This is a genomic window from Paenibacillus sp. 2003, from assembly GCF_031455635.1.
GTDB lineage: Bacteria > Bacillota > Bacilli > Paenibacillales > Paenibacillaceae > Paenibacillus > Paenibacillus amylolyticus_B.
Genome location: NZ_JAVDTB010000001.1, coordinates 758449 through 783493 on the forward strand (window position 1 = coordinate 758449; position 25045 = coordinate 783493).

The 25045-nt window shown below is 45.2% G+C and carries 23 protein-coding genes; 22 read left to right on the plus strand and 1 reads right to left on the minus strand.

Annotated features, from left to right (window positions below; all coding sequences use genetic code 11):
- The first annotated feature begins 166 nt into the window (after positions 1–166).
- The 10 genes from rplS (at position 167) to J2X75_RS03565 (ending at position 8909) form a co-directional block, all read left to right on the plus strand.
- Positions 167–508, plus strand: coding sequence for a 50S ribosomal protein L19 (gene rplS / locus J2X75_RS03520; protein ID WP_024630190.1), 342 nt, complete (start codon positions 167–169; stop codon positions 506–508).
- Positions 509–865: 357 nt separating this feature from the next.
- Positions 866–1486 carry a signal peptidase I gene (lepB, locus tag J2X75_RS03525; RefSeq protein ID WP_017689211.1) on the plus strand — a complete coding sequence of 207 codons (621 nt, stop codon included), beginning with the start codon at positions 866–868 and terminating at the stop codon, positions 1484–1486.
- A gap of 30 nt (positions 1487–1516) precedes the next feature.
- The gene (ylqF, locus tag J2X75_RS03530) at positions 1517–2380 is read left to right on the plus strand and encodes a ribosome biogenesis GTPase YlqF (RefSeq protein WP_124114055.1); all 864 of its coding nucleotides are present in this window, start codon (positions 1517–1519) and stop codon (positions 2378–2380) included.
- Between the two features lie 463 nt (positions 2381–2843).
- Positions 2844–3545 (plus strand): ribonuclease HII, encoded by a 702-nt coding sequence (locus tag J2X75_RS03535; protein WP_310334319.1) that lies wholly within the window; start codon positions 2844–2846, stop codon positions 3543–3545.
- A 30-nt stretch (positions 3546–3575) separates the two neighbouring features.
- The gene (locus J2X75_RS03540) at positions 3576–5633 is read left to right on the plus strand and encodes a DNA ligase (protein ID WP_310334320.1); all 2058 of its coding nucleotides are present in this window, start codon (positions 3576–3578) and stop codon (positions 5631–5633) included.
- Complete coding sequence (locus J2X75_RS03545; RefSeq protein ID WP_124114058.1) at positions 5630–5941, plus strand: EscU/YscU/HrcU family type III secretion system export apparatus switch protein; 312 nt, start codon at positions 5630–5632, stop codon at positions 5939–5941. The genes J2X75_RS03540 and J2X75_RS03545 overlap by 4 nt, the downstream gene beginning before the upstream one ends.
- Positions 5935–6333 (plus strand): YraN family protein, encoded by a 399-nt coding sequence (locus tag J2X75_RS03550; RefSeq protein WP_310334322.1) that lies wholly within the window; start codon positions 5935–5937, stop codon positions 6331–6333. The genes J2X75_RS03545 and J2X75_RS03550 overlap by 7 nt, the downstream gene beginning before the upstream one ends.
- Positions 6334–6656: 323 nt before the next feature.
- On the plus strand, positions 6657–6818 hold the full coding sequence (locus J2X75_RS03555; RefSeq protein ID WP_307537720.1) for a paeninodin family lasso peptide: 162 nt from the start codon (positions 6657–6659) through the stop codon (positions 6816–6818).
- A 60-nt stretch (positions 6819–6878) separates the two neighbouring features.
- Complete coding sequence (locus J2X75_RS03560) at positions 6879–8075, plus strand: carboxypeptidase-like regulatory domain-containing protein (protein WP_310334325.1); 1197 nt, start codon at positions 6879–6881, stop codon at positions 8073–8075.
- Between the two features lie 282 nt (positions 8076–8357).
- On the plus strand, positions 8358–8909 hold the full coding sequence (locus J2X75_RS03565; RefSeq protein WP_105598201.1) for a nitroreductase family protein: 552 nt from the start codon (positions 8358–8360) through the stop codon (positions 8907–8909).
- A 250-nt stretch (positions 8910–9159) separates the two neighbouring features.
- Here the strand turns inward: J2X75_RS03565 and J2X75_RS03570 are convergent, their stop codons facing one another.
- Complete coding sequence (locus tag J2X75_RS03570) at positions 9160–10770, minus strand: YifB family Mg chelatase-like AAA ATPase (protein ID WP_310334329.1); 1611 nt, start codon at positions 10768–10770, stop codon at positions 9160–9162.
- A gap of 414 nt (positions 10771–11184) precedes the next feature.
- Between J2X75_RS03570 and J2X75_RS03575 the strand changes: the two genes are divergently transcribed.
- The 12 genes from J2X75_RS03575 to fliF all read left to right on the plus strand — a co-directional run bounded on the left by J2X75_RS03575 (position 11185) and on the right by fliF (position 25044).
- On the plus strand, positions 11185–11640 hold the full coding sequence (locus J2X75_RS03575) for a MarR family winged helix-turn-helix transcriptional regulator (RefSeq protein ID WP_017689201.1): 456 nt from the start codon (positions 11185–11187) through the stop codon (positions 11638–11640).
- Between the two features lie 243 nt (positions 11641–11883).
- A complete protein-coding gene (gene sucC, locus J2X75_RS03580; RefSeq protein WP_036609384.1) occupies positions 11884–13044 on the plus strand; it encodes an ADP-forming succinate--CoA ligase subunit beta in 1161 nt (386 codons plus the stop codon).
- Between the two features lie 63 nt (positions 13045–13107).
- Positions 13108–14037: a succinate--CoA ligase subunit alpha gene (gene sucD / locus J2X75_RS03585; RefSeq protein WP_036609382.1), complete on the plus strand. Its 930-nt coding sequence runs from the start codon at positions 13108–13110 to the stop codon at positions 14035–14037.
- Between the two features lie 243 nt (positions 14038–14280).
- Positions 14281–15411 carry a DNA-processing protein DprA gene (dprA, locus tag J2X75_RS03590; RefSeq protein WP_310334335.1) on the plus strand — a complete coding sequence of 377 codons (1131 nt, stop codon included), beginning with the start codon at positions 14281–14283 and terminating at the stop codon, positions 15409–15411.
- A 116-nt stretch (positions 15412–15527) separates the two neighbouring features.
- On the plus strand, positions 15528–17627 hold the full coding sequence (topA, locus tag J2X75_RS03595; protein ID WP_124114065.1) for a type I DNA topoisomerase: 2100 nt from the start codon (positions 15528–15530) through the stop codon (positions 17625–17627).
- Between the two features lie 57 nt (positions 17628–17684).
- A complete protein-coding gene (trmFO, locus tag J2X75_RS03600) occupies positions 17685–19022 on the plus strand; it encodes an FADH(2)-oxidizing methylenetetrahydrofolate--tRNA-(uracil(54)-C(5))-methyltransferase TrmFO (RefSeq protein WP_310334338.1) in 1338 nt (445 codons plus the stop codon).
- Positions 19023–19048: 26 nt separating this feature from the next.
- Positions 19049–19591 (plus strand): ATP-dependent protease subunit HslV, encoded by a 543-nt coding sequence (hslV, locus tag J2X75_RS03605; protein WP_017689194.1) that lies wholly within the window; start codon positions 19049–19051, stop codon positions 19589–19591.
- A 116-nt stretch (positions 19592–19707) separates the two neighbouring features.
- Positions 19708–21108, plus strand: a complete 1401-nt coding sequence (gene hslU, locus J2X75_RS03610) for an ATP-dependent protease ATPase subunit HslU (RefSeq protein ID WP_076208906.1) — start codon at positions 19708–19710, stop codon at positions 21106–21108.
- Positions 21109–22089: 981 nt separating this feature from the next.
- Positions 22090–22497: a flagellar basal body rod protein FlgB gene (gene flgB / locus J2X75_RS03615; RefSeq protein ID WP_076208905.1), complete on the plus strand. Its 408-nt coding sequence runs from the start codon at positions 22090–22092 to the stop codon at positions 22495–22497.
- Between the two features lie 6 nt (positions 22498–22503).
- Positions 22504–22953, plus strand: a complete 450-nt coding sequence (gene flgC / locus J2X75_RS03620) for a flagellar basal body rod protein FlgC (protein ID WP_017689191.1) — start codon at positions 22504–22506, stop codon at positions 22951–22953.
- A 58-nt stretch (positions 22954–23011) separates the two neighbouring features.
- Positions 23012–23323, plus strand: coding sequence for a flagellar hook-basal body complex protein FliE (fliE, locus tag J2X75_RS03625; protein WP_017689190.1), 312 nt, complete (start codon positions 23012–23014; stop codon positions 23321–23323).
- Positions 23324–23460: 137 nt separating this feature from the next.
- On the plus strand, positions 23461–25044 hold the full coding sequence (fliF, locus tag J2X75_RS03630) for a flagellar basal-body MS-ring/collar protein FliF (protein WP_076208903.1): 1584 nt from the start codon (positions 23461–23463) through the stop codon (positions 25042–25044).
- Position 25045: the final 1 nt, after the last annotated feature.

Consider the following 25045-nt stretch of genomic DNA (forward strand, 5'->3'; position numbering starts at 1 on the left):
GCTCATTGATCAATAGGCATTTTGTATAATTTCTCTTGTGTTTTGATATGCTGCGTGATACAATAAGTCTGTTATGTGGAATACGGCGGTCCTCTATGGATAATGAAGGAGACAAGGTGATCTCTGGAAGAAGTATGAACGCCTGTACGGAAGGAGGGAGTCATAGATGAATATCGTTCAAGCGATTACACAAGAACAACTTCGTAAGGATATTCCGAGTTTTCGTCCTGGTGACACTTTGAAAGTGCACGTTAAGGTAATCGAGGGAACTCGTGAGCGTATCCAATTGTTCGAAGGTGTTGTGATTAAACGCCGTGGTGGTGGAATCAGTGAGACTTTTACAGTTCGTAAAATTTCTTACGGTGTAGGTGTGGAAAGAGCTTTCCCGCTTCATTCCCCAAAAATCGATAGAATCGAAGTGGCTCGCCGTGGTAAAGTGCGTCGTGCGAAGCTTTATTATCTTCGTGAACTACGCGGTAAAGCAGCGAGAATTAAAGAAATTCGTTAATATAACGGATACCGGGAAGGGCTTGGAGACAAGCCCTTTTCGTTTTTGTCCGGGAAAAGTTGAACCGGAGGTACACTTCCGAGTAAAATGGTATGGCAACACATGTGGTGAATAGTCCGGGAGGCTTGTAAAATCAGTTATTGAAGTGCGTGTTCAAAAGACCGGTTTTAGTACCGACTTTTTGAACAACCTCTTGAAGGCATTTGAATTGTGGATTAAATGTACTGTAATGCTTGGTGAAAGATTACATAACTGATGTGAATGTTTTGTATCCATCCATTGAGTTATTGGAACGATACAGAATGCTGGATGTGTGTACTGCTATAAACATGTACTGTGAAGAGAGGAAGATCTTGAATGGAACAAGAAGTTCAACATGACCGGGGCAATCCTGCCGAAGAGAAAAACAGTCGATCCAAAAAAGCCAAAAATGAAATTGTTGAATGGCTTAAAGCCATTGTTATCGCATTAGTTCTCGTCATTCTGATTCGGTGGTTGCTCTTCAAACCGTTTGTTGTGGACGGTCCGTCCATGCAGCCGAACTTTGAAACGGGTGAACGTGTGATCGTCAACGAGATCTTATATGATATCAGAGAACCGAAGCGCGGTGAAGTTATCGTCTTCCACGTACCATCCGAAGGTCGAGATTTCATTAAACGTGTTATTGCTGTAGAAGGTGATACAGTTGAGGTTCAGGACGATACCGTGATGGTTAACGGTAAAAAGGTTGATGAAACATATATTCAAGGAGCCATTGATGCAGCTGAAGCCAATGGTGGAACCTATAACGTGAAGGATTTCCCGAATGAGCAGTTCCCTGATGGCAAAGTGCCGGCAGGTCATGTGTTTGTCATGGGAGACAACCGTCCAAATAGTACAGACAGCCGTATGATCGGTTATGTTTCGTTAAAAGATATTATTGGTCGTGCAGATGTGATTTTCTGGCCGATCGGTGAGATTAAGTGGATCAACCACTGAAATTGAAGTAAATAATGAGGTGAAGACAAGTTGACGATACAATGGTTTCCAGGTCATATGACTCGAGCCAGACGCCAGATACAGGATAAGTTAAAGCTCATCGACGTGGTCATCGAACTATTGGATGCCCGTCTGCCTGTCTCCAGCCGTAATCCGATGATTGACGAAATATTGCTGGATAAACCCCGGATGATTTTGTTGAACAAATCGGATTTGGCAGATGCTAAAGTGACGCAAGAATGGATTGAATATTTCAAAAAAGAAGGAATTACTGCTTTTCCTGTAGATGCTTCGACGGGAACCAATGTTAAAGATATTCCCGTGCAGGCCAAGCTTCTTCTTAAAGAAAAAATTGACCGTCAAATTGCTAAAGGGATTAATCCTCGTGCGGTTCGTGGGTTGATCGTAGGGATTCCCAATGTAGGTAAATCAACACTGATTAACCGACTGGCTGGACGGAGTATTGCGTTAACAGGAGATCGTCCTGGTGTGACGAAGGGGCAACAGTGGATCAAGGTAGGCAAAGAAATGGAGTTATTGGATACTCCGGGTATTCTGTGGCCTAAGTTCGAAGATCAAAATGTAGGTTATCGTCTTGCCGTAACAGGTGCGATCAAAGAGGAAATTTTGAATGCAGAGGATATCGCCTTTTTTGGAATCAGTTACCTGATGCGTTATTACTGGGACGCTTTGGAAGAGAGATACGGACTTCAGGAATTCTCCAGGGATGCAGATGATTCAGACAGTGTTATTGCGATTATGGAACAAGTCGGACGTATCCGTGGATGTGTTGTAAGCGGTGGACGCATTGATCTGGAAAAGGCATCACGAGCATTTCTGCGTGAACTGCGAGCGGGTAAAATGGGACGTTTCTCTATGGAAGCCCCCTATTAAAAAAATGGACTCTACACGATGAAGATCATTATCTTCATTTGTTCATTTCATATATACAAGTGCCGAAAGAAGCGGCCGTTACCGGATTACCGGGAGCGGTCGTTTTTTTGTGTATACAAACGCGGAAGTAGAGCTGGAACATACGTTGAAAACGATAAAATGGAAGAGGATTGAAGAACAGTACGCTTTATGGAATTGGCTGGCCTATATATCAGGTGGGTCAGAATCGTGCTATGATAAATGGTGGTGCAATTTAAACTAGACGAGGTCTGATATATTCAATTTAAACCATCAAATACCGATAAATGAAGACATCACTATCTTTATATTGTAAATCTCAAGGAAAAGTTTTGCTGAGAGAGACAGGTTGTACAGAACAAAAGACAGAGGATCTACGTCTATATTATAAAAAGTTGTAAGTGATACGCATGCTGAAAAAGCGTGGGTAGAGGAGATGAGTATTATGTTTGAAAATAATGAAGAGATCGGGTTGAATCTACTGGATACCCCGATTGGACAAAAGAAGAAAAAAGAAGCCAGTGAACCTCGAGACCTGTTGCTCTACGAGCGGGAGTATTGGGACAGTGGATTTGAACGTATTGCTGGGATTGATGAGGTAGGACGGGGCTGTTTGTTTGGGGATGTTGTTGCAGCGGCGGTTATTTTACCGAAGGATCTCATCCTGGAAGGTGTGAATGACTCCAAGAAATTAACGGAGAAAAAACGAGATGCATTATATGACGTCATTATGGAAAAAGCGCTGGCGGTAGGTATCGGGTACGCGGATGCAGAGACAATTGATCGGCTTAACATCAAGCAGGCTGCGAGACTTGCGATGAAACGAGCTGTTGAAGCATTGGGAGAAACTCCTGATTATATGCTGGTGGATGCCGAGAAGGTGGATGTGAATGTACCTCAACTGTCCATTATTAAAGGTGATGCCAATAGTCAATCGATCGCAGCGGCATCTATTATTGCCAAGGTAACGCGAGATCGGCTGTGTAAGGAAGAATGGGATACGTTATATCCGGAATATGGTTTGTCGATACATAAAGGATATGCAACAAAAGTTCATCGGGAGCAAATTATGGCATTGGGGGCGACCCCGATGCATCGGCGCAGTTTTCTGGGCAACCTGCTTGGAGAGCAGCAATCTTTGTTTTAACACAGGTTTGAAGAAAGGAGGGGGAGAGATTTGAATATCGGTTCCATGATAAAGGGGTTAATGGGAGATAGTAAGCCCGGCAATGCCAAACCGCTTGAATTAAAGGAAGGTCAGGTGGTTCGTGGCTCCGTCGTTAGTGTATCCGATGATGGGGGAGAAGCAGTTCTGCAGATTCAAGGTGTGCAGGTGCGCGCCAAGTTGGAGACTCCACTCCGTCCGGGTGAGACCACGTTGCTGCAAGTGCAGCCTCCAGGTGAAAATGGCATAACGGTAATGAAACCTATGTCGGGAACACTTGCTGAGCTGCCACAAGCTTCGCTGAACAACCTGCTTAAGGATGTAGGACTGCCGGATACAAAAGGGAACCGGGAACTGTTACTTGCCATGCAGCGTAGCGGAGTGCCGCTAACGAAGGATAATGTGGCAATGGTCCAGAATATGATGACTGCCAAACCTGCACAGGTCTCTGTGGAAGAATGGGTGCAGGCGACAGGGATTGCTTTTCAGCGTGGTCTTCCGGTTACGGCGGAAACAGTAAAAGGATTACACCAGACGGTGTTTGGACCCCCTCTGCATCAGTTGTTAAGCGGGTTGGCTGATCAGTTGGAAACGATGCTGACTCAAACAACAGGTAAACCGCTATTGCCTGGAGAACAATCTGCTACGTTGAAACCAGCAGTCATGGCTGGTGTACCTGTTGTACCGAATGCTTCACAGACGGAAGAAGGATTAGCTGCATCAGGCAATGGTCGTCAGGTGACTGGAACCGGAACACCTGCTTTGTCAACGCAACAAGGACAAGCGGGATTGGCAGGATCTATATCCATGACGGATGGAGGAGCAGAGGATGCAGGTACTGCGGTGAAAGGAAACTTGCAGGCCGGCGGAGGCACAGGAAATGCTGAAGCCGGGGCAAAGGCAGTTGCCAGCAACGTTGAAACGGCTGGCAAAGGGGGCGCAGGTATTCCGTCTGGAACCGGAATACCTGGAGAGAGCCCGCGAGGGGCTGACGCGGGGCAAGCTGGGAGCAGCCCGGGTACACCGGGGGCGGCAGCTGAATCTGTGGCTGGCCGTGTAAGTGCGGGCCAGCCTGAAGCAGGCGCGGCCGGTCGGACTGACGGCCGCGCTGAAACGCCTGCTGCTGCGGGGACTCCGTCCGCTGCAGGCCAGGCGGCGCCAGCAGCGCCTACGGCAGCGCAGCTGGCGCCCAAGCTGCTGGCGCTGCTGGACGCCCTGCGCAGCGCGTCCACTGCCGCACCGGCACAGCCTGGTGCGGCAGCACAGGCCGCCCCTGCATCGCAGGGCGGCCAGGCGGCTGCGGCTGCCGGAGGCGTGCCGCAGCCGTTGCCAGCCGGCGCTGATGCGCCGCCGGCTGGTGGTAGTGCCGCAGCACCTGCGGGAGCTGCGGCAGTGCCCGCGCCTGTCACCCACGAGGGGGACCCGTGGGTGGGGCGCGTGCTGAAGCTGCTCGGTGCGGAGCACGAGCAGCAGGCCGTTCACGGCGCGGCAGCGCAGCCGCGCGTGGGGGATGCGGCGAGTCCGGCGAATGCGGACACGCTGAAGGGCTTGCTGCTGCAGCTTGCCAGCAGCGAAGGTGCACCAGCGGCGCTTAAGGATGCCGCCGGACAGGCCGTGCAATATTTGACAGGTCAGCAGTTATTGCTGACGACAGATCGCAGTGCTACCTTTGCACAGATGCACTGGTTTATTCCGATCACTGGACCAGACGGGGAAGAAACGGCGTCTGTTCAGATTCAATCACGTCGTGGACCTCGTGGAGAGCTGGATGCGTCCAACTGCCGTCTATGGTTTGATCTGGACATGAAAAGTCTTGGGCCTACTCTGGTAGATGTCCATGTGGTTAATAACATTGTTAGTCTGCGTGTATTAAATGATCGCGAAGGAATGGGACCGCTCCTGGAGAGCGGACGAGAGGTCATCCATCAGGCATTGGACAAGCTGGGCTATCAACTGCTGACCTTTAAGGCGGAACCGTGGCCTGTGGGGCAGGAACCGGGCGCGGAACGAAAAACGAGGGCCTCGGACTATAGTCCTGAACGATACAAAGGGGTGGACTTGAAGGTATGAAAGACGAGTCGTCACAACCGGACCTGCTTTCCAAAAAGGCGGTTGCCCTAAAATATGTCCCTGGAGAGAGTGAAGCACCTGTTGTTGTAGCCAAGGGGCGCGGCAAAGTGGCAGAAGCCATTCTGGATAAAGCCAGAGAAAATGGCGTGGCTGTTCAGGAGGATGCAGCACTTGTGGAGGTGCTCTCCAAATTGGATCTGGATGAACAGATTCCGGCAGAACTGTATCAACTAGTCGCAGAGGTGCTAACGTATGTCTACCGTGCAGATCGACTGGCCTCAGGACGTGAGGAAAATGAGTCATGGTAGAACGTAGATTGGGCCAGGGGCCGGATCTAAAGCTCACACGACAGCAGAAGGGTCGATTAGGTGAAGAGGCTGCCTGTCAATGGTTGCGAGAGAACGATTATCGGATCATTAGACAGAACTGGCGTTGCCGTAGCGGTGAGATTGACATCATTGCTTCCTGCGAGGGTCTGATTGTCTTTGTAGAAGTAAGAAGCAGAAGTGGAGCCGCTCAGTACGGTACACCTCAGGAATCGGTTGATATGCGTAAAATGCAGCAGGTGCGTTCAACCGCATCCGTTTATTTGCAAATGACGGGAGAGACGGAACTTCAGATCCGTTTTGATGTAATTGCCGTAATGCTTGATCAAGCAGGAAAAACTGTCTCTGTGAATCATATTGTTAATGCTTTTTAAGAATTACACTAGAAGTTATTGTTGTATTATGTGATACGAAATGTATCTTTTTTAATGTGAGTCGGTCAGTGATTTCGAAGTACAAGTTTAATTATGTCTTATCTTTGCATTCGTTTTAGTTTTAAAATTAGTTAATATACTAAAGCCGTAGTTCCTCTTTATACAGGAACTGCGGCTTTTTTTGATTTAACTATGAAATCACTAAACAGAGGAGAGAGCATTGATAATAAAATCATTGTATTTCAGAAATTTATAGATACAAAATGTATCATTTGTAATAAACTAAGAAAGTTGAAAAATTTAAAGAGAGGTTGGTGGGATGTATGAAAGAGCTTCAGAATACTTCGAACAACACAGTAAAAAAAGTATGGGAGTGCCCTCGGATGGAAGTGATGGATATCAGCGAGACCATGAACGGTGGACAGGGGATTTGGCAATATGTTTGGGACGGAGAATTCTGGAAGCTTGAACTTATGGTCAGTTAATTTAAGAGGCTAAAGAGGAATGTTTGATCAATAAAATAAATGGTGAGGTGTAGTGAGAAGATGCAGATAAGTATCAAATGGATAATTCGACTAAGTACACTATCTTTATGTTTCATTTTGTTTGGAATCATGTATTCCGGAGTTTCTTATGCAGCCGATCCATCTACACAGGCAAGTGTATCAGGTAAAGTTATTGATCGTCAGGGACTACCTGTCAAGGACGCTACTGTCAAGTATTGGCTTAATTATCGTGGGGATACGTCAGAAAAAAGCGTGAAGACGGATGGGAATGGACGGTATCATATTATAGAGTCCGTTGAAGACAATACGGAAATTACTTTTGTAGTTGAAGCAGAGGGTTATGTGAGGTACAGACACTATAGCTCCTACGGATTGTCCGGTGGAGAACAAATACAGCTAGATTTTCGTATTTATGAACCTTCCACGATTGTGGGAACAGTCAAAGATCAGGCGGGCAAACCTGTTCCAGATGCTCGTATAAAAGTATCAAGTGTCTTTGATCGTATAGTGAAATCTGATCAGCAAGGTCGATATGTGGTTACAGGAATTGATTACGCATATAATCCAAACACTGCAATATGGGTAGATGCCGATGATTATATGCTATATGAACAGGGTCGCTTGAGTGTCCGTGAGGGAGGAACCTTGAGAGTGGATGTTGTTTTGGCAGAGGCGGCACACGTGCGGGGAAAAGTTGTAGATGAGTCGGGCAATCCAGTAAGTGGGGCTAAAGTTAATGCTGGAGGTTCGGCAACAACAGATGCTCAAGGTAACTATTTTATAAAGCGCGTGCCAACAGGCACCAGAACAATAACGGGGGAAGCAACAGGATACTTAAAATCTACTCAGAACGTTATCCTCGTACAAGGAGATCATAATACGTTTAATATCGTACTTAAGAAAGATGCAGATATTACACCTCCAGTAACCAAGTACAGATTAGTTCCTATTACAGATACTGTGAACGGGAAAATATACATCAAAGGATTTACATTCAGACTTCAGGCAACAGACGAAGTCAAAGGTTCGGGCGTAAAAACAACGCAATATCGAATCAATGGGGGAGAATGGAAGAACTATGAAGGACCCGTCAAGTTTTATGCCCCTGAAGTCAAGGTGGTAGAGTACTATAGTACAGATGTTGCAGGTAACCAGGAGAAGTACAACAAAATGGATTTTGTTAATGGCACATTTGAAGGGAATGGCACGTTTGAAGGGGAGAGTTACGACGATTGATTAATCGTTGATATGATATGTGAATGAATAACATGAGAATAAAAGACGGTTCTGACTTGATGATCTCTCGTGGTGAATCAAGATTCAGAGTCGTCTTTTCTGTTCGTAATGACCTTAACGGTAATGATCTCTGCCGCCCCTTTGAATCTCGTGATCAGATGGGTGTATAATCAAGAAGGTAAACTGGTATTTTTTTATGTCATAAAGAAATTATATTGAATGTACAAGACCGCGAATCACTATTGCGGCTGCAAATGATTTTATAAACAGGAGGTACGGCCGATGAGTAAAGCTACGAAAACAATAAATGAAGTCAGGAACGCGATTCAAAACCGTCGTACGGTGAAAAAATTCAAAAAAGAAGCTGTTCCTACACAGCAGATTATAGAATTGCTGGACACCGCAGTCTGGGCTCCTAACCATAAACTGCGTGAACCTTGGAGATTTTTGTTGTTTACCGGAAATGGACGGAAGAAACTGGCTGAGGCTATTGATGCAGAAATGGGAGAAGACAACAAATTCTCAGCCAATATTATGCAAGTTCCATCCGTTATGCTTGTCGTGCTGGAAGAAGATCCAAGACAGAATATCTGGGACGAAGACTTCGCTGCGGTCAGTGCATTGGTCCAGAACTTTATGCTTGCAGCCTGGAGTGAAGACATTGGAACGTTCTGGGTGACCAAGCCATTCTTGTACGCTCCCAAATTCCGCAAACCGCTTGGAATAGAGGCGGGAGAGAAGATTGTAGGCATGATTTATATGGGATACCCTGATGTTATTCCTTCTGCCAAAGAACGCACACCAGCTAAGGACAAACTCACTCTTTTTGAATAATAAATTATTAAATTATTGTAGACCTTAGCTATATACGATCCCCTTATGTTACAGGGGAATTTACGTACAAGTACCTTTCTTCACAGAAGAGAAGGGCTTGTACGTTTTTTGTCATGTTGGCGTATCCGCATTGCAGAATCTGCATAAGAAATCTTTCTCGATCTTCCTCTGCTGTCTGCAGTTTCATGCCCATTTCACTGCCTTTGGGTAAATTGGCCTGTTCTTTCCTCCATATGCTTCTAAAATAGCTTCAAAATAAATTAAGATCCAGTTGACGATACTGGATGGCTTCAGCCACATGAGCTGTGACAATTTCACCTTCATGGTCCAGATCGGCAATTGTCTGTGCCATCTTGATAATCCGATCATGTGCACGCATGCTCAGGTTTAACGTTTGCAGCGTTTGCTCTAACAGTTGCTCTGCCTCTTGGGGGAGATGGATTGTTCGTCGCAAAAGCGTGCCGGATAGCTGGCTATTCCAACGAACCGAACTTTGGGCATAACGTGTAGCCTGAATTTGATGAGCGTGGATCACTTTTGCCTGCATTTCTTCAGAGGAAGGGGAAGCAGCAGACTTGCGCCACTCGCCTGGTGGAGGAACCTCAACCTGAAGATCAATGCGGTCCAGAAGTGGTCCTGAAATCTTAGCTCGGTATGCGGCAACACGGGCTGGACTACATATGCAGCGTTGCTCCTCCGAATGAGCGGACAAATATCCGCAGGGACAGGGATTCATGGAACATGCAAGCATGAACTGGGCCGGAAAGGTGAATGCAGCGCGAGCCCGACTAATTGTCACTGTGCGATCCTCTAACGGCTGCCTTAATACCTCCAGCACTTGGCGTTGGAATTCAGGTAATTCATCCAGAAACAATATGCCCCGGTGGGCAAGGCTCACTTCACCCGGTTTTGGGATACCACCGCCTCCAATCAGACCAGAAGTGGATATTGTATGGTGAGGTGAGCGAAAAGGTCTATCTGCAATCAGGCCTTGAGGCGCTTCTTTCAATTTACCTGCGGCACTTAATACTTTGGTTACTTCTAACGCTTCATCTTCTGACAATGGCGGAAGGATGCTAGGCAAACGTTTGATTAACATCGTTTTGCCCGTGCCCGGCGGTCCAACGAGCAGTATATTATGCATACCGGCTGCAGCGATCATAAGCGCGCGTTTTACATGATGCTGCCCCAGAACATCGCTATAGTCATCTGCAAATGATGGTATTTGACTCGGATTTCTATCCGCTATCTTATGAGTTTTATCTGTTATAGGAGCAACGAGGTGAGCATAGTTTTTCAACACAATTGGTCCTGCATTCGAATTATTTGGTATTCCCACTGAACTAGCGGGTTGATCTGGGTTTTCTGGAGCAATATCTTGTAAATGACGAATGCCAAACACCTGGATACCTCGAATCAGTGACGCTTCCTCCACGTTATTCAAAGGCAAAAGCACGGAAGTAAAGCCTTTTCGTTTGGCCAGATCCACCATGGATAAAATGCCGGGCACGGACCTGATCGAACCGTCCAACGCCAGTTCGCCAACCACTAGTGTCCGTTCCTGGGGAGGAAGTACAAGCTGGCTGCTTGTCATAAGTAAAGCAATAGCAATGGCTAGATCAAAGGAAGATCCTTCCTTGCGCAGATCAGCGGGGGCCAGATTGATTGTGATCCGCTGTAACGGATACTGATATCCGCAGTTTTTAATCGCTGCACGAACACGTTCAACGGCCTCCCGAATGGCTGAATCCGGTAAACCGATGATGGATGTCTGTGGCAGACCATTGGATAAATCGGTTTCCACTTCGATCAGAACGCCATCGATTCCGTACAAACACGCACTGTGTAATTTTCCGTACATGACAAAGAAACACCTCACTCGATTCTTGACTCCGCATAATACGGGCCAGTCTACGAATTAAGGTGCTTCCTCAGCTTCTACTAAGCATTTTATATAAAAGGAATCATGGAGTCAACCTGTCATTATCATTGCTGTAGTCATCATTCCAGATCCCTGAATTTTAGTTATGGAAGGAAATCATTAAAGCGAATTTATTCCATTGACCTTATGTATTATTTTTATTGAATCATGGGATGTACTGCTGGTCATCTATTCATATTTATATTTTACACAATCTAATTTAACATAATTAAATTGAATGGTAAAATCATTTGTGCTCAATTATTCTGTTTTTTTTCTAATTTGTGATAAGATAGATTTATAGTTCCTTTTTTATAAGGAATAGAATGCACAATAGGCAGGTGAGAAAGATATATGCAGACTGACAGTTTGAAGCTGGATAACCAATTATGCTTTGCCATATATGCTTGTTCACGTGAGATTACGAAGATGTACCAGCCCTATCTGGAGGTGCTCGGCGTAACGTATTCACAGTATCTGGTTCTGATGGTATTGTGGGAACGTGAAGAATGCACGGTTAAGGAGATCGGGGAGGCGCTGTACCTCGATTCGGGAACGTTGACACCACTTCTCAAACGGTTGCAGTCAGCAGGACTTATTAATCGCGAACGCTCTGCTCAGGATGAACGAAAAGTATTAATTACATTAACCGACTCCGGCCGTGAGCTGCGGAACAAGGCATTGTCCATACCTGAATCCATTCAGGGAGATGCGTGTTTGAACAGTACAGAGTTTGAAGCTTTGCTGGGTCAGTTCAAAGGGTTGCTGGAAAAAGTTCACGAAACCAACACGAACGCAGCCAAAAAATAAAATGTAGTTTTACATCAAGGAAACCTTAGCTTTTAGCTGAGGTTTTTTCCATATATACCCAAGCATTCACAATATGGGATCATACTCATATCAAAATACTGTCTATTAACCATTAATTTTTTAAGGAAAGCGTTTTAAAAACGTGTTACAATGAATTGGGTTTAAGTGAAAATAGTCAACATTTGTCTTTTGTTAGTCTACCAACCCGCCTTGTTGCAGTCATGTTGATAGGAGGATTCGAGAATGAATATCCATGAATATCAAGGAAAAGAAGTACTGAAACAGTATGGAGTTACCGTTCCAAACGGAAAGGTTGCTTATACAGTCGATGAAGCGGTTGCGGCCGCAGAGGCACTGGGCAGTCCGGTGACTGTTGTTAAAGCGCAAATTCACGCAGGTGGCCGGGGTAAAGCCGGCGGCGTAAAAGTGGCGAAGAGTACGGATGAAGTTCGTGCCTATGCTTCCGAAATTCTGGGCAAAGTATTGGTAACACACCAGACTGGACCAGAAGGCAAAGAAGTGAAACGTCTTCTGATTGAAGAAGGATGCGATATCCGCAAAGAGTATTATGTGGGTGTTGTTGTGGACCGTGCCACAGGCCGTGTAGTTATGATGGCTTCCGAAGAAGGCGGTACTGAGATTGAAGAAGTAGCTGAAGCTACACCTGAGAAAATTTTCAAAGAAATCATTGACCCTGCCATTGGATTGCAAGTGTTCCAGGCCCGTAAACTGGCTTACAGCATTAAGATTCCGAATGAACTGGTGAACAAAGCTGTTAAGTTCATGCTCGCGCTGTACACTGCATTTGTCGAAAAAGATTGCTCTATTGCCGAGATCAATCCTCTCGTTGTTACCGGAGATGGAAACGTTATCGCGCTAGATGCAAAATTGAACTTTGACTCCAACGCCCTGTTCCGTCACAAAGACATTTTGGAACTGCGTGACCTGGATGAAGAGGATGAAAAAGAAATCGAAGCTTCCAAATACGACCTCAGCTACATAGCACTTGATGGCAACATCGGCTGTATGGTCAATGGTGCGGGACTTGCGATGGCGACGATGGACATTATCAAATACTACGGTGGAGACCCGGCCAACTTCCTTGACGTTGGGGGCGGTGCAACAACGGAGAAGGTGACTGAAGCATTTAAGATCATCTTGTCCGATGCCAAAGTAGCTGGGATCTTTGTTAACATTTTCGGTGGCATCATGCGCTGTGATGTTATCGCCAATGGTGTTGTTGAAGCCGCGAAGCAGCTTGGCCTGACCAAACCGCTGGTTGTTCGTCTTGAAGGAACTAACGTGGAGCTTGGCAAACGTATTCTGGGTGAATCTGGCCTGAATATCGTTCCTGCTGATTCCATGGCCGATGGTGCACAGAAAATTGTTGCCCTCGTAAAATAAGTTCATTCCTTAGTACCGGAGCTGTCCGGGAATTGAAAAATAACCGTAAGGATGTGAAGCAACGTGAGTATTTTGATCGATAAAAATACAAAAGTCATTACGCAAGGCATTACGGGTTCAACGGGAATGTTCCACACGAAGGGCGCATTGGACTACGGAACCCAGATGGTAGGCGGAGTTACACCGGGTAAAGGCGGAACTAATGTGGATATCACGTTGGAAGACGGTACAGTAGCTAGTCTGCCGGTGTTCAACACTGTGCAGGAAGCGAAGGAAGCTACAGGCGCAACAGCGAGCGTCATTTACGTTCCTCCTGCATTTGCAGCAGATTCCATTATGGAAGCTGTTGATGCTGAGCTGGACCTCGTAATCTGTATTACAGAAGGTATTCCGGTTCTTGACATGATCAAGGTTGACCGCTTCATGGAAGGTAAAAATACCGTCCTGATCGGACCAAACTGTCCAGGTGTCATTACACCAGGCGAATGTAAAATCGGTATCATGCCTGGTTATATCCATATGGCAGGGCACGTAGGCGTTGTTTCCCGTAGTGGAACACTTACCTATGAAGCCGTTCATCAACTGACGACACGTGGCATTGGACAATCTTCTGCTGTAGGAATCGGGGGAGACCCTGTAAAAGGCTCCGAGTTCATTGATATCCTCAAACGGTTCAATGAAGATCCACAGACTCATGCGGTCATCATGATTGGTGAGATTGGTGGTACAGCTGAAGAGGATGCTGCAGATTGGGTGCGTGAAAACATGACCAAACCGGTTGTTGGTTTTATCGGTGGCGTAACAGCGCCTCCAGGCAAACGGATGGGCCATGCTGGCGCTATTATCTCTGGCGGTAAAGGTACAGCCAAAGAGAAAATTGCGAAGCTGGAATCATGTGGAATCAAAGTAGCACCAACTCCTGCTGAGATGGGTTCGACTTTGGTGAGTGTACTTGAGGAACGCGGTATTTTGAATTTGTGCACGACACATTAATTCTTTTTCGTTATAATAGAAGAAACGGCTCGGAAATGATCTATTTCTGGTAGACCGACTATTATGGTTACGGAAAAGGTAAGCAACCTTTTGTCCTTGAACAGGGCGAAGGGTTGCTTTTTTGCGTTTTTTTACGGAAAAAGAGGGAGGAATTGTCCCTCATCCGCGTAAACGCTTGCATTCCGTGGTCACTTAACACACAATATGAGGGAAGATCTCTTCCCGCTCTGGGAGGTTTATGGTATGGAAGAACGATGGATCTTGTTTGGGTTACATGAGATGGAGGGCATTGGCAAAAAAACAATCTCGAAACTTATTCTGGGACAACATGAATTACCCGATCTATTGAATTATGGGGAAAGCGACTGGGTAGCAGCAGGCTTGCGCAAAGATCAAGCTGCACGTTTGACTAGCCAATTTACTATCGACTGGATTGAGAGTAAAAGAGAACACGTTTACAATCAGGGGATAGAGGTTATTACTTATCTGGATCAGAATTATCCCATATTAATGAAGGAAACCGTTCAGCCTCCCTGGGTAATGTATGCTCGAGGGGATGTTAGTTTGCTACACAATTCGTCTATTGCCATGGTGGGAACTCGTATGCCGACCGTGTATGGGCGCAAAGTTGGAGAAAAGCTGGCAGAGCAATTATGCAATGCAGGACTGACGATTGTAAGCGGGCTTGCCCGCGGTATTGATAGCGTATGTCATGAGGCAGTACTACGTGCTAAAGGAAAAACGATTGCAGTATTCGGAACAGGGATTGATAATATATACCCACCCGAAAATACAAGTCTCGCTGAGCGAATCGCGGAGACGGGGCTGCTTTTGTCGGAATATCCACCAGGTACGCGAGCGCGCCAGGGATTATTTCCAGAACGGAATCGAATCATTGCCGGTCTTACATTGGGAACATTGGTTGTTGAGGCTGACACTCGCAGTGGTTCACTCATTACAGCAGATGCTGCGCTTGAAGCAGGCAGGGATGTATTTGCAGTCCCTGGACCTATTACATCGCCGAAAAGTCGGGGAGCACATAATCTTATCCGTCAAGGGGCCAAATTGGTCACTTGTGCAGCAGATGTATTGGAAGAGTATCGATTGGGCTTGCCAAATGCAGAACAACTTCCTTACAATAGAGGACGTTCGACTGAAACAACCGAGCCTTCCGGGCGAGGGATATTCCCTGAGGTTAAGCTCTCTCCAGATGAACAACGTGTGATTTATCTGTTGGAACAGGGAGAACAATCATTGGATCAACTGGTTGAGCTGCTTGGTTGGGATTTTGGACATTTGCATTCAGTTCTGTTATCTTTAATCATAAAAAAGCAGATTAGCCAATTACCAGGCACTAAATACGCGAGGGTATGACGAAGCTACAACCTACGTAGTGCGTGGAAATATATAATTAGCAGAAGTTATTAACTATGCATAAGCTTACAGAAACAGTTTCATGACAGTTTCATGACTGAGAGGAGGATGAACCTATGGCGGATGCACTCGTAATCGTGGAGTCGCCCTCAAAGGCGAAGACGATAGGCAAATATTTAGGCAGCAAGTTCATCGTAAAAGCTTCGATGGGGCATGTTCGCGATTTGCCAAAGAGTCAGATCGGCGTTGAGGTAGAGAATGATTTTAATCCGAAATATATTACGATCCGCGGCAAAGGTTCAATCTTGAAAGAACTGAAGGATGCACGGAAGAAAGTGAAAAAAGTGTATCTCGCAGCTGACCCGGATCGCGAAGGTGAGGCTATCGCATGGCATTTGGCCCATGCCCTTGAACTGGACGATACGGCAGATTGCCGGGTTGTATTTAATGAAATTACAAAACAGGCGGTCAAAGATGCGTTTAAAACGCCGCGGAAAATCAATATGGATTTGGTTAACGCGCAGCAGGCAAGACGTATTTTGGATCGGCTTGTTGGATATAAAATTAGTCCGTTATTATGGAAGAAAGTGAAAAAAGGTTTGTCTGCAGGCCGGGTTCAGTCCGTGGCTGTTAAAATCATTTTAGATCGTGAAAATGAAATTGATGATTTTGAGCCGGAAGAATACTGGAGCATTACCGCCAAACTGACAGCAGACGGCAATCCGTTTGAAGCCAAGTTTCATAAACTGAACGGGGCCAAAACAGAGCTGGGCAGTGAAGCGGAAGTGCAAGCGATCCTGAAACAGATCGAAGGTGCAGACTTTACGATCAAGGAAGTTAAAGAGAAAGAACGGAGCCGTAACCCTTCCGCCCCGTTTACGACGAGTTCTCTGCAACAGGAAGCGGCGCGTAAATTGAATTTCAGAGCTTCCAAGACGATGTCGGTCGCCCAACAACTATATGAAGGTGTAGACCTTGGAAAAGAAGGCACAGTAGGTCTCATCACGTATATGCGTACGGACTCCACACGAATTGCGGCATCTGCACAAGAAGAAGCCAAAGAATATATCGTTGGTAAGTATGGTGAGCCATTTGCACCTGAGACTCCACGAAACTATTCCAAAAAAGCAGCTAATGCTCAGGATGCGCATGAAGCGATTCGTCCAACTTCAATTCTGCGTGATCCTGACTCAATCAAGTCATTCATGAGTCGCGATCAGTTCCGGTTGTATAAACTGGTATGGGAACGTTTTGTAGCGAGCCAGATGTCTTCGGCTATCCTGGATACACTCTCTGTAGATATTGCTGCGGGGGACACCATTTTCCGTGCAGCAGGTTCGAAGGTACGGTTCCAAGGTTTCATGAAGGTATATGTTGAAGGAAACGACGATGGTACAACCGATGAAGATCGTCTGCTGCCTCCGTTGAAAAGTGGAGATGTGCTTGAGAAGCAGGAGATTGAGCCAAAACAGCATTTTACACAACCGCCACCCCGATATACGGAGGCAAGGTTGGTTAAGACGCTTGAGGAATTGGGTATAGGGCGTCCAAGTACATATGCGCCAACACTGGAGACCATTCAGAAGCGCGGATATGTTGCGATAGAGGAAAAGAAATTCATGCCAACGGAACTTGGCGAACTGGTCATCGAACAGATGGAAGAGTTTTTCCCGGAAATCCTGAATGTAGAGTTTACCGCAAACATGGAAGGTGATCTTGACCATGTGGAGGAAGGTTCCGAGGATTGGGTCAAAGTACTCGCAGAATTCTATGAATCTTTTGAGAAACGCCTTGAGTTTGCGGAAGAAGAAATGAAAGAAATCGAGATTGAAGACGAAGTATCGGATGAGATCTGTGAGAAGTGCGGCAAACCGCTGGTTTATAAACTCGGACGTTTTGGCAAGTTTCTTGCGTGCTCTGGCTTCCCTGATTGCCGGAATACCAAACCGATTATTAAGGATATCGGCGTGACTTGTCCGAAGTGTAAGGAAGGTCATGTTGTTGAGCGTCGTAGCAAAAAAGGACGTATTTTCTACGGTTGTGACAAATATCCTGAATGCGATTTTGTCTCATGGGACAGACCTTCAGCCAAACCATGTCCAAGTTGTGGATCGCTAATGATTGAAAAGCGGAACAAAAAGGGAGCACGATTGCAGTGTACTTCATGTGATCATCAGGAGCCGGTGGATGAACCGGATGACGAATCAGCAGATTAGTATGTATATGAATCAATTATAGTGAAATATGAAATTGCTTTATGGGGGTAAATAATTTTGACAAATGAACAACAAGTAACCGTTATTGGTGCCGGGCTGGCAGGAACAGAAGCGGCCTGGCAGATTGCAAGTCGCGGCGTACGCGTAAAATTATACGAGATGAGACCTGTTGTGAAAACGCCAGCTCATCATACGGATAAATTTGCAGAACTGGTATGTAGCAATTCGCTGCGTGCGAATGGATTGACCAATGCAGTGGGTGTGTTAAAAGAAGAAATGAGAATGCTCAATTCTCTTGTATTGTCAGCAGCAGACAAACATGCAGTTCCAGCAGGTGGGGCACTTGCTGTGGACCGAGATGGATTTTCAGGTGAGATTACATCCACGTTGCACCAACATCCGCTCATCGAAGTGGTGAATGAGGAATTAACTTCTCTGCCGGAAGATGGCATCGTTGTTGTTGCAACGGGGCCGCTGACTTCACCTGCTTTGTCTGAGCAAATCAAGGCACTAATGGGAGAAGAGTATTTCTACTTCTATGATGCAGCTGCACCGATCATCGAAAAAGATTCAATTGATATGAATAAAGTGTATCTGGCTTCCCGTTATGATAAGGGTGAAGCGGCATATCTGAACTGTCCGATGACAGAAGAAGAGTTTGATGTCTTCTATGAAGCTCTCATTACTGCTGAAGTCGCTCAATTAAAAGAGTTTGAGAAAGAAATCTACTTTGAAGGCTGTATGCCAATCGAAGTGATGATGAAACGCGGAAAACAGACGGCTCTGTTTGGTCCAATGAAACCGGTAGGTCTGGTTAATCCTCATACAGGAGAGTTGCCACATGCGGTTGTTCAGCTTAGACAGGACAATGCAGCTGGAACCCTGTATAACTTGGTGGGCTTCCAGACGCATCTGAAGTGGGGAGAACAGAAACGTGTCTTTTCTCTTATTCCTGGACTTGAAAATGCAGAATTCGTTCGTTATGGCGTAATGCACCGTAATACATTTATTAACTCTCCTAAACTGCTTCTTCCAACGTATCAGTTTAAAGAGCGTCCAAACCTGTTCTTTGCAGGTCAGATGACGGGTGTAGAAGGATATGTGGAATCTGCTGCATCAGGGCTTATTGCCGGCATGAACGCAGCCAAAGCAGCACTTGGGCAGGAACTGGTGGTATTGCCCGTAGAAACAACACTTGGCAGTATGGCTCAGTATATTACAACGGCTGACTTCAAGCACTTCCAACCAATGAACGCAAACTTTGGTTTGTTGCCTAAGCTTGAAACGAAGATTCGTAACAAAAAGGAAAAAAATGAAGCTATTGCACAGCGAGCACTGGATGGCATCACTAGTTTTGCTGCGGCAGAAGGTCTAACTGTTCCGGAACGCGTATAAATTATTCGTGGGAGGATGCTGATATCATGGATATGTCATTTCATGCTACAACGATCTGTGCTGTTCGTCATAATGGTAAAGCTGCAATCGCAGGAGATGGTCAGGTGACCATGGGCCAAAGTGTTGTGATGAAGAATACAGCCAAGAAGGTAAGACGTTTGTACCGCGGACAGGTTGTTGCTGGCTTTGCTGGTTCTGTGGCGGATGCGATCACCCTGTTTGAGAAATTCGAAGGTAAGCTGGAGGAGCACCATGGTAACTTGCAGCGTGCCGCGGTAGAGCTTGCCAAGGATTGGCGTCAGGATCGGATCTTGCGTAAGCTTGAGGCGCTCTTGATTGTGATGGACAAATCAGGTATGCTGCTCATTTCAGGCGGCGGGGAGATTATCGAACCGGATGATGACGTTATTGCTATCGGATCAGGTGGAAACTTTGCCTTATCTGCTGCGCGTGCGTTGAAACGTCATGCAGTAAACCTGGAAGCGAAAGATATTGCGCGTGAATCGCTTCAGATTGCATCGGAGTTATGTGTATATACCAATAATAATATTATTGTAGAAGAGTTATAAGCCAAAGAAATCTCCCGTAGTGGAGCATGATTCTGTAATCTGCTCCAGGACGTCTAGGGGATTCTTTGTCCTTGTTAGGTAAAATAAATTCAACATACTGCTAGGAGGGAAGCAATATGAATACTCAAGCGTTAACACCGAGACAGATTGTTGCAGAGCTTGACAAGTATATTGTAGGTCAAAAGAAAGCTAAAAAATCGGTAGCCGTGGCCCTTCGTAATCGTTATCGGCGTAGTCTTTTGCCTGAGCACACTCAGGACGACATTGTGCCTAAAAATATCTTGATGATTGGACCTACCGGTGTGGGTAAAACGGAGATCGCCCGTCGCCTCGCTAAACTGGTAGGTGCGCCATTTGTGAAAGTGGAAGCTACCAAGTTCACTGAAGTAGGTTACGTTGGTCGTGACGTTGAATCGATGGTGCGTGATCTAATTGAGACATCACTGCGGATGGTGAAGCTGGAGCGGACTGAAAAAGTGAAGGACAAAGCTGAAGAAGCTGCCAATGAACGAATTGTACATATTTTGGCTCCTTCACAGTCCAAGTCCAAGAATCAGCGTAATCCCTTTGAGATGATCTTTGGGAATAATGGCAACAACGTTCAGGAACAGGATGAGCCTGAACCGGATACTGGGGTTGCCGAACGCCGCCGTAAGATCAAGTTTGATTTGTTATCTGGCAAGTTGGAGGATGACATCATTGAAATTGATGTCGAAGACACTGCACCTAACATGATGGACATGTTTGCTGGTCAAGGTAATGATCAGATGGGCATGAACATGCAGGAGATGTTTGGTAGCTTGCTGCCTCGTCGTACGAAAAAACGTAAACTCGCTATTAAAGAAGCGCGTAAAGTGTTGATCCAGGAAGAAGCAGGGAAATTGATCGACATGGACGATGTTACCCAGGAGTCCATTCGCCGGGCGGAGCAGACAGGTATCATATTCATTGATGAAATTGACAAGGTTGCCAGTCAAGGACGCGGTAGTGGACCCGATGTATCCCGTGAGGGTGTGCAACGTGACATTCTGCCTATCGTAGAGGGCTCTACAGTAATGACGAAGTATGGTCCTGTCAAAACGGATTATATTCTGTTTATGGCAGCTGGCGCATTCCACGTCGCCAAACCCTCTGATCTGATTCCGGAGCTTCAGGGACGCTTCCCAATTCGTGTGGAACTAAGCAGTCTAACACTGGAGGAGTTTGTATCCATTCTGACTGAACCCCAAAATGCACTGACCAAGCAGTATGTTGATCTGTTGCGGACAGAGAATATTGAGATTGAGTTCTCGGATGAGGCCATTCGCGAGATTGCCAAATTGGCTGAATCCGTCAATCAAAATACAGAAAATATAGGTGCTCGTCGATTGCATACGATTCTTGAAAAGCTTTTGGAGGATTTATCCTTTGAGGCACCTGAGCTTACACTGGAACGTATGGTGATTACTCCGGAGTATGTCCGGGAGAAATTAAATGATATTGCGCTTGATCGTGATTTGAGCCAGTATATCCTGTAACATGCGGCTAGCAATGTAGCTGTTAAAACGATGCTATAAATGAACGATATGCACGAGAGTAGAGGACATTTGTGTGATCGACAAAGGGAAGCAATCCTTTAGCGAATCACAAAGGCCCTCATACTTAACGCATATCGTTTATTTTTGTTTCCATCTAAAGGATTTCGATGTTACAACCGATAAAAGATGTGGGGTTGTTGTACGGGATCGACAATACCTAGGACTTGTGCCGCATGTATACGAAGTTAAAACCTATCAGAGTGATAATTATTCTTCGTTTCAATACCCAACGATTCCCATTAAAAGGATTTTCCTTATTCCAAGTCTGGTCATCGGTTTAGTCGATAGATTGGTAAATGTTGCGTAAATGCGCAAAATGATGAATTGTAGAAAAGTGTGAAGCCACTAATTGTTTTCTTAAAATTAAAATATAGAGACTCTACTTAATTGTTAAGAAAGTGTTGTGTAGGAAGGACGAGTTTTCTTCATTCTTGAAAGATAACTTGTCAATTGATTAATATACAGCTTTGTATGTATACCTATCGTATTGTCCATAAACCCTTAGTATAACAGCAAAAAATTCTAACATTATCAACTATGAAATATTCGGAAATATACATAATTACGGGCGTTGTAAGCTCATGTTGAGACTTGAAAGTTTTTTTTTATTTTAAGAATGTTTAAGAACAATAAGGGAGAGTATTAACATACTTTTGTTTTGGGCCCGAACATTTACGAAAAAATTCATAATTTGCAGAAAATACACAAAAAGCCCCGTCTTTCAGAAAAGATAGGGCTTTTTTCTTATTGTAATATATCCCAAACTCGAAGAAACTTATGTTATACGACAACATCAGAGTTAATTCTACTTAAGTCCTAGAAAACCGTGTAAAGACGAATGTTTTTGTCGAAAAAACATAAGAATTTTCAAGGGAAAAGATTCAATCTTTTTCCATTACTTCTAAAGAGAGGAGGGGGATTGTGAATCTTTTAAACGATATCAGCTTTAAAAGATTGCAAGGTGCACTCGATGCGTCCAATATCAGACAACGAACGATTGCTGACAACATCGCGAACGCCGATACCCCGTATTTCAAGCGCTCGAACGTTTCTTTTGAAGAAATGTTGCAAGGGCAAATGAATGGAGATATGCCTGTTCTTAAGGGTAAAGTAACTGATGCAAGGCATTTTGTCATAGGTCCTTCCTCTTCCGTACCAACGCCAGTAGTTAATATGGACCAGTCAACCTCCATGAATAACAACGAAAACAATGTCGATATAGACAGAGAAATGAGTCTTCTGGCGGAGAATCAGTTGCGCTATAACGCTTATATTCAGCAAGTGAACGAACAAATTAAAATCATGCGTGTTGGCGTGGAAGGGAGATAACCTAAATTGAACATTAGTAATAGTTTTAGTATTAGCAGCTCAGCTCTGACAGCCCAACGGTTGCGGATGGACGTTATATCTTCCAACATTGCCAACGCAGAGACGACGCGCGCGAGCGTATCTAATGGTGAAGCGGTCCCTTACAAACGTAAAATGGTTGTGCTTGAGCCGAATAAAACGTCATTTGGTACGATGCTGCAAAATCAGATGAGAGGTAGCGGTTCAGGAGATGGCGTAAGAGTAACGGAGATTCGCGAGGATCAGTCACCTTTGAAACCTGTGTATGACCCTTCTCATCCGGATGCCAATGCAGAAGGATATGTATTTATGCCTAATGTGGATATTGCGAAAGAAATGGTCGACATGATTTCTGCCTCGCGTTCCTATGAAGCAAACGTAACAGCACTGAATTCAACCAAAGCGATGATCTCCAAAGCTTTGGAGATTGGAAGATAATCTGCTTAGAAATGAAAATAAGAAAAATACAAACCAGGGATGAAGGGGAGGGACATTAATGATTCAGAACAACATGTTTAGCACACAGGGGATACAACCGCTACAGATGAAGAGTGCAACCGAAAGTAAGCCTTCTACACCAGCCGAAACCATTCAGAGCTTCGGTACATACTTACAGAATGCATTAGGGTCCGTTGCAGCACAGGAGGCTCAATCGCATGAAATGTCGAATCAATTTTTGGTCGGCAAAGCGAATGTGGATCAGGTGATGATTGCTTCAGAACAGGCCTTGTTAAGCCTACAACTCACAACTCAAGTCCGAAACAAAGTGGTCGAAGCATACCAGGAAGTTATGCGAACGCAGTTATAAAATAACCTACTTGCGCTTCGATAATAGCGCTGATCATTACAACAAAGCAGCTGCGATGCTGCTCCTGATCGTCAACCTATGAAACGGCTAGGGTTGAGTAAGGACAGACTAAGCAAAGTTTCGGATGGGGTGACAGAGTGAATGAGAGAATCGCCCAGTACAGGGATAAGGCATCCCAGTATTGGAATAGTTTTAGCAAAAAACAAAAAGTATTATTTATATCCACCTTCCTGTTTCTGATTTTGGCTGCAGTTGTACTCACGATGCAATTGTCAAAAACGGAATATGAAGTTGCTTTTACAGATTTGAATGCAAGTGATTCAGCCGGCGTGATCAGTTATCTCGATTCATCTAGCATTCCATACAAATTAAGTTCAGATGGCAAGACCATATCTGTACCGAGTACAAGTGTTGCAATTGCAAAGGTGAATGTTGGATCTCAAGGGATTATTCAGAATGGTTCATTAGGATATAAGTCATTCGAGGAGTCATCATCCCCCATCGGGATGACGGATAAAGAGTTTGATGTAAAGTACAACAACGCTATAAACGGAGAAGTTGAACAGTTACTTCAGCGGATGCAAGGGATACAGGATGCCAAAGTACTCGTTAATATGCCGAAAGATAACATCTTTGCTGGTTTAGAAGAACAAGACAAAGCATCAGCATCGGTAGCTCTCCAATTCAAACCGGGTTATCACCCAAATCAGGCAGCGGTAGATGGCTACTTTAACTTGGTTAAGACTGCAATTCCTAATCTGCCTGTTGAGAACATCACAATTACAAACACAGATGAAGCAGAATTGATTCCAACTGCCCGAGGTGGCAGTGGCGGGTTGTCTTCCGAAGTTCAAGAGAACATGGCATTACAGAAAAAGTTTGAAAACGATGTCCGTAACAACGTAAAGCAATTCCTTTCCCAGATTGTAGGCGAAGATAAAGTTAATGTTTTGGTAGCCTCCAAACTTAATTTCGACAAAGAAACACGTAAGGAAAATCTGGTCACACCTGTTGATGTAGATAATATGAAAGGCATCGAAATCAGTGTGCAGGAGATTCAAAAGAGCTACACTGGCGCAAGCAACCCAACAGGTGGTGTTGCTGGCACAGGACAAGAGGAAGTTCCGGGTTACCCTTCATCTGATGCAACCGGTAATTCTACCTCTGAAGAATCATCAAGCACTATAAACTACGATGTTAATCGAATCGCCAAGGATATAATTTCCAGTCCGTATACTGTAAAAGACTTAACCATTAACGTTGCAGTTGAACCACCAAATGGAGAAACAGAATTACAGGGACCGGTTCAGGACGCAATTGAGAACATTTTGGTTAACATTGTTCGTGCTTCACTGGCAGACTCAGGTACTGTAATAAGTGACGCCGATCTGACAAAGAAAGTTTCAGTCATGTCACAAGGATTCCAGTCTGCCTCTGCAGACAATACAGGTTTCCAGCTTTCCTCAACGATGATGTGGGGTGGAGGCGCACTCATAGCGGCATTGATCGCAGCGGTAGTTATTTTGTTAGTACGCCGTCGCCGTAAACAAAACGAAGTCGAAGAAGAAGAGATTCCTCTTCCAATAGCAACAGAGTTCCCGTCCATTACGCTGGACAGTGTAACGAACGAAAGTCAGGTGCGCAAACAATTGGAGAGTTTGGCCAAGAAAAAGCCAGACGAATTCGTCAATCTGCTGCGTACATGGCTGGCTGACGAATAGA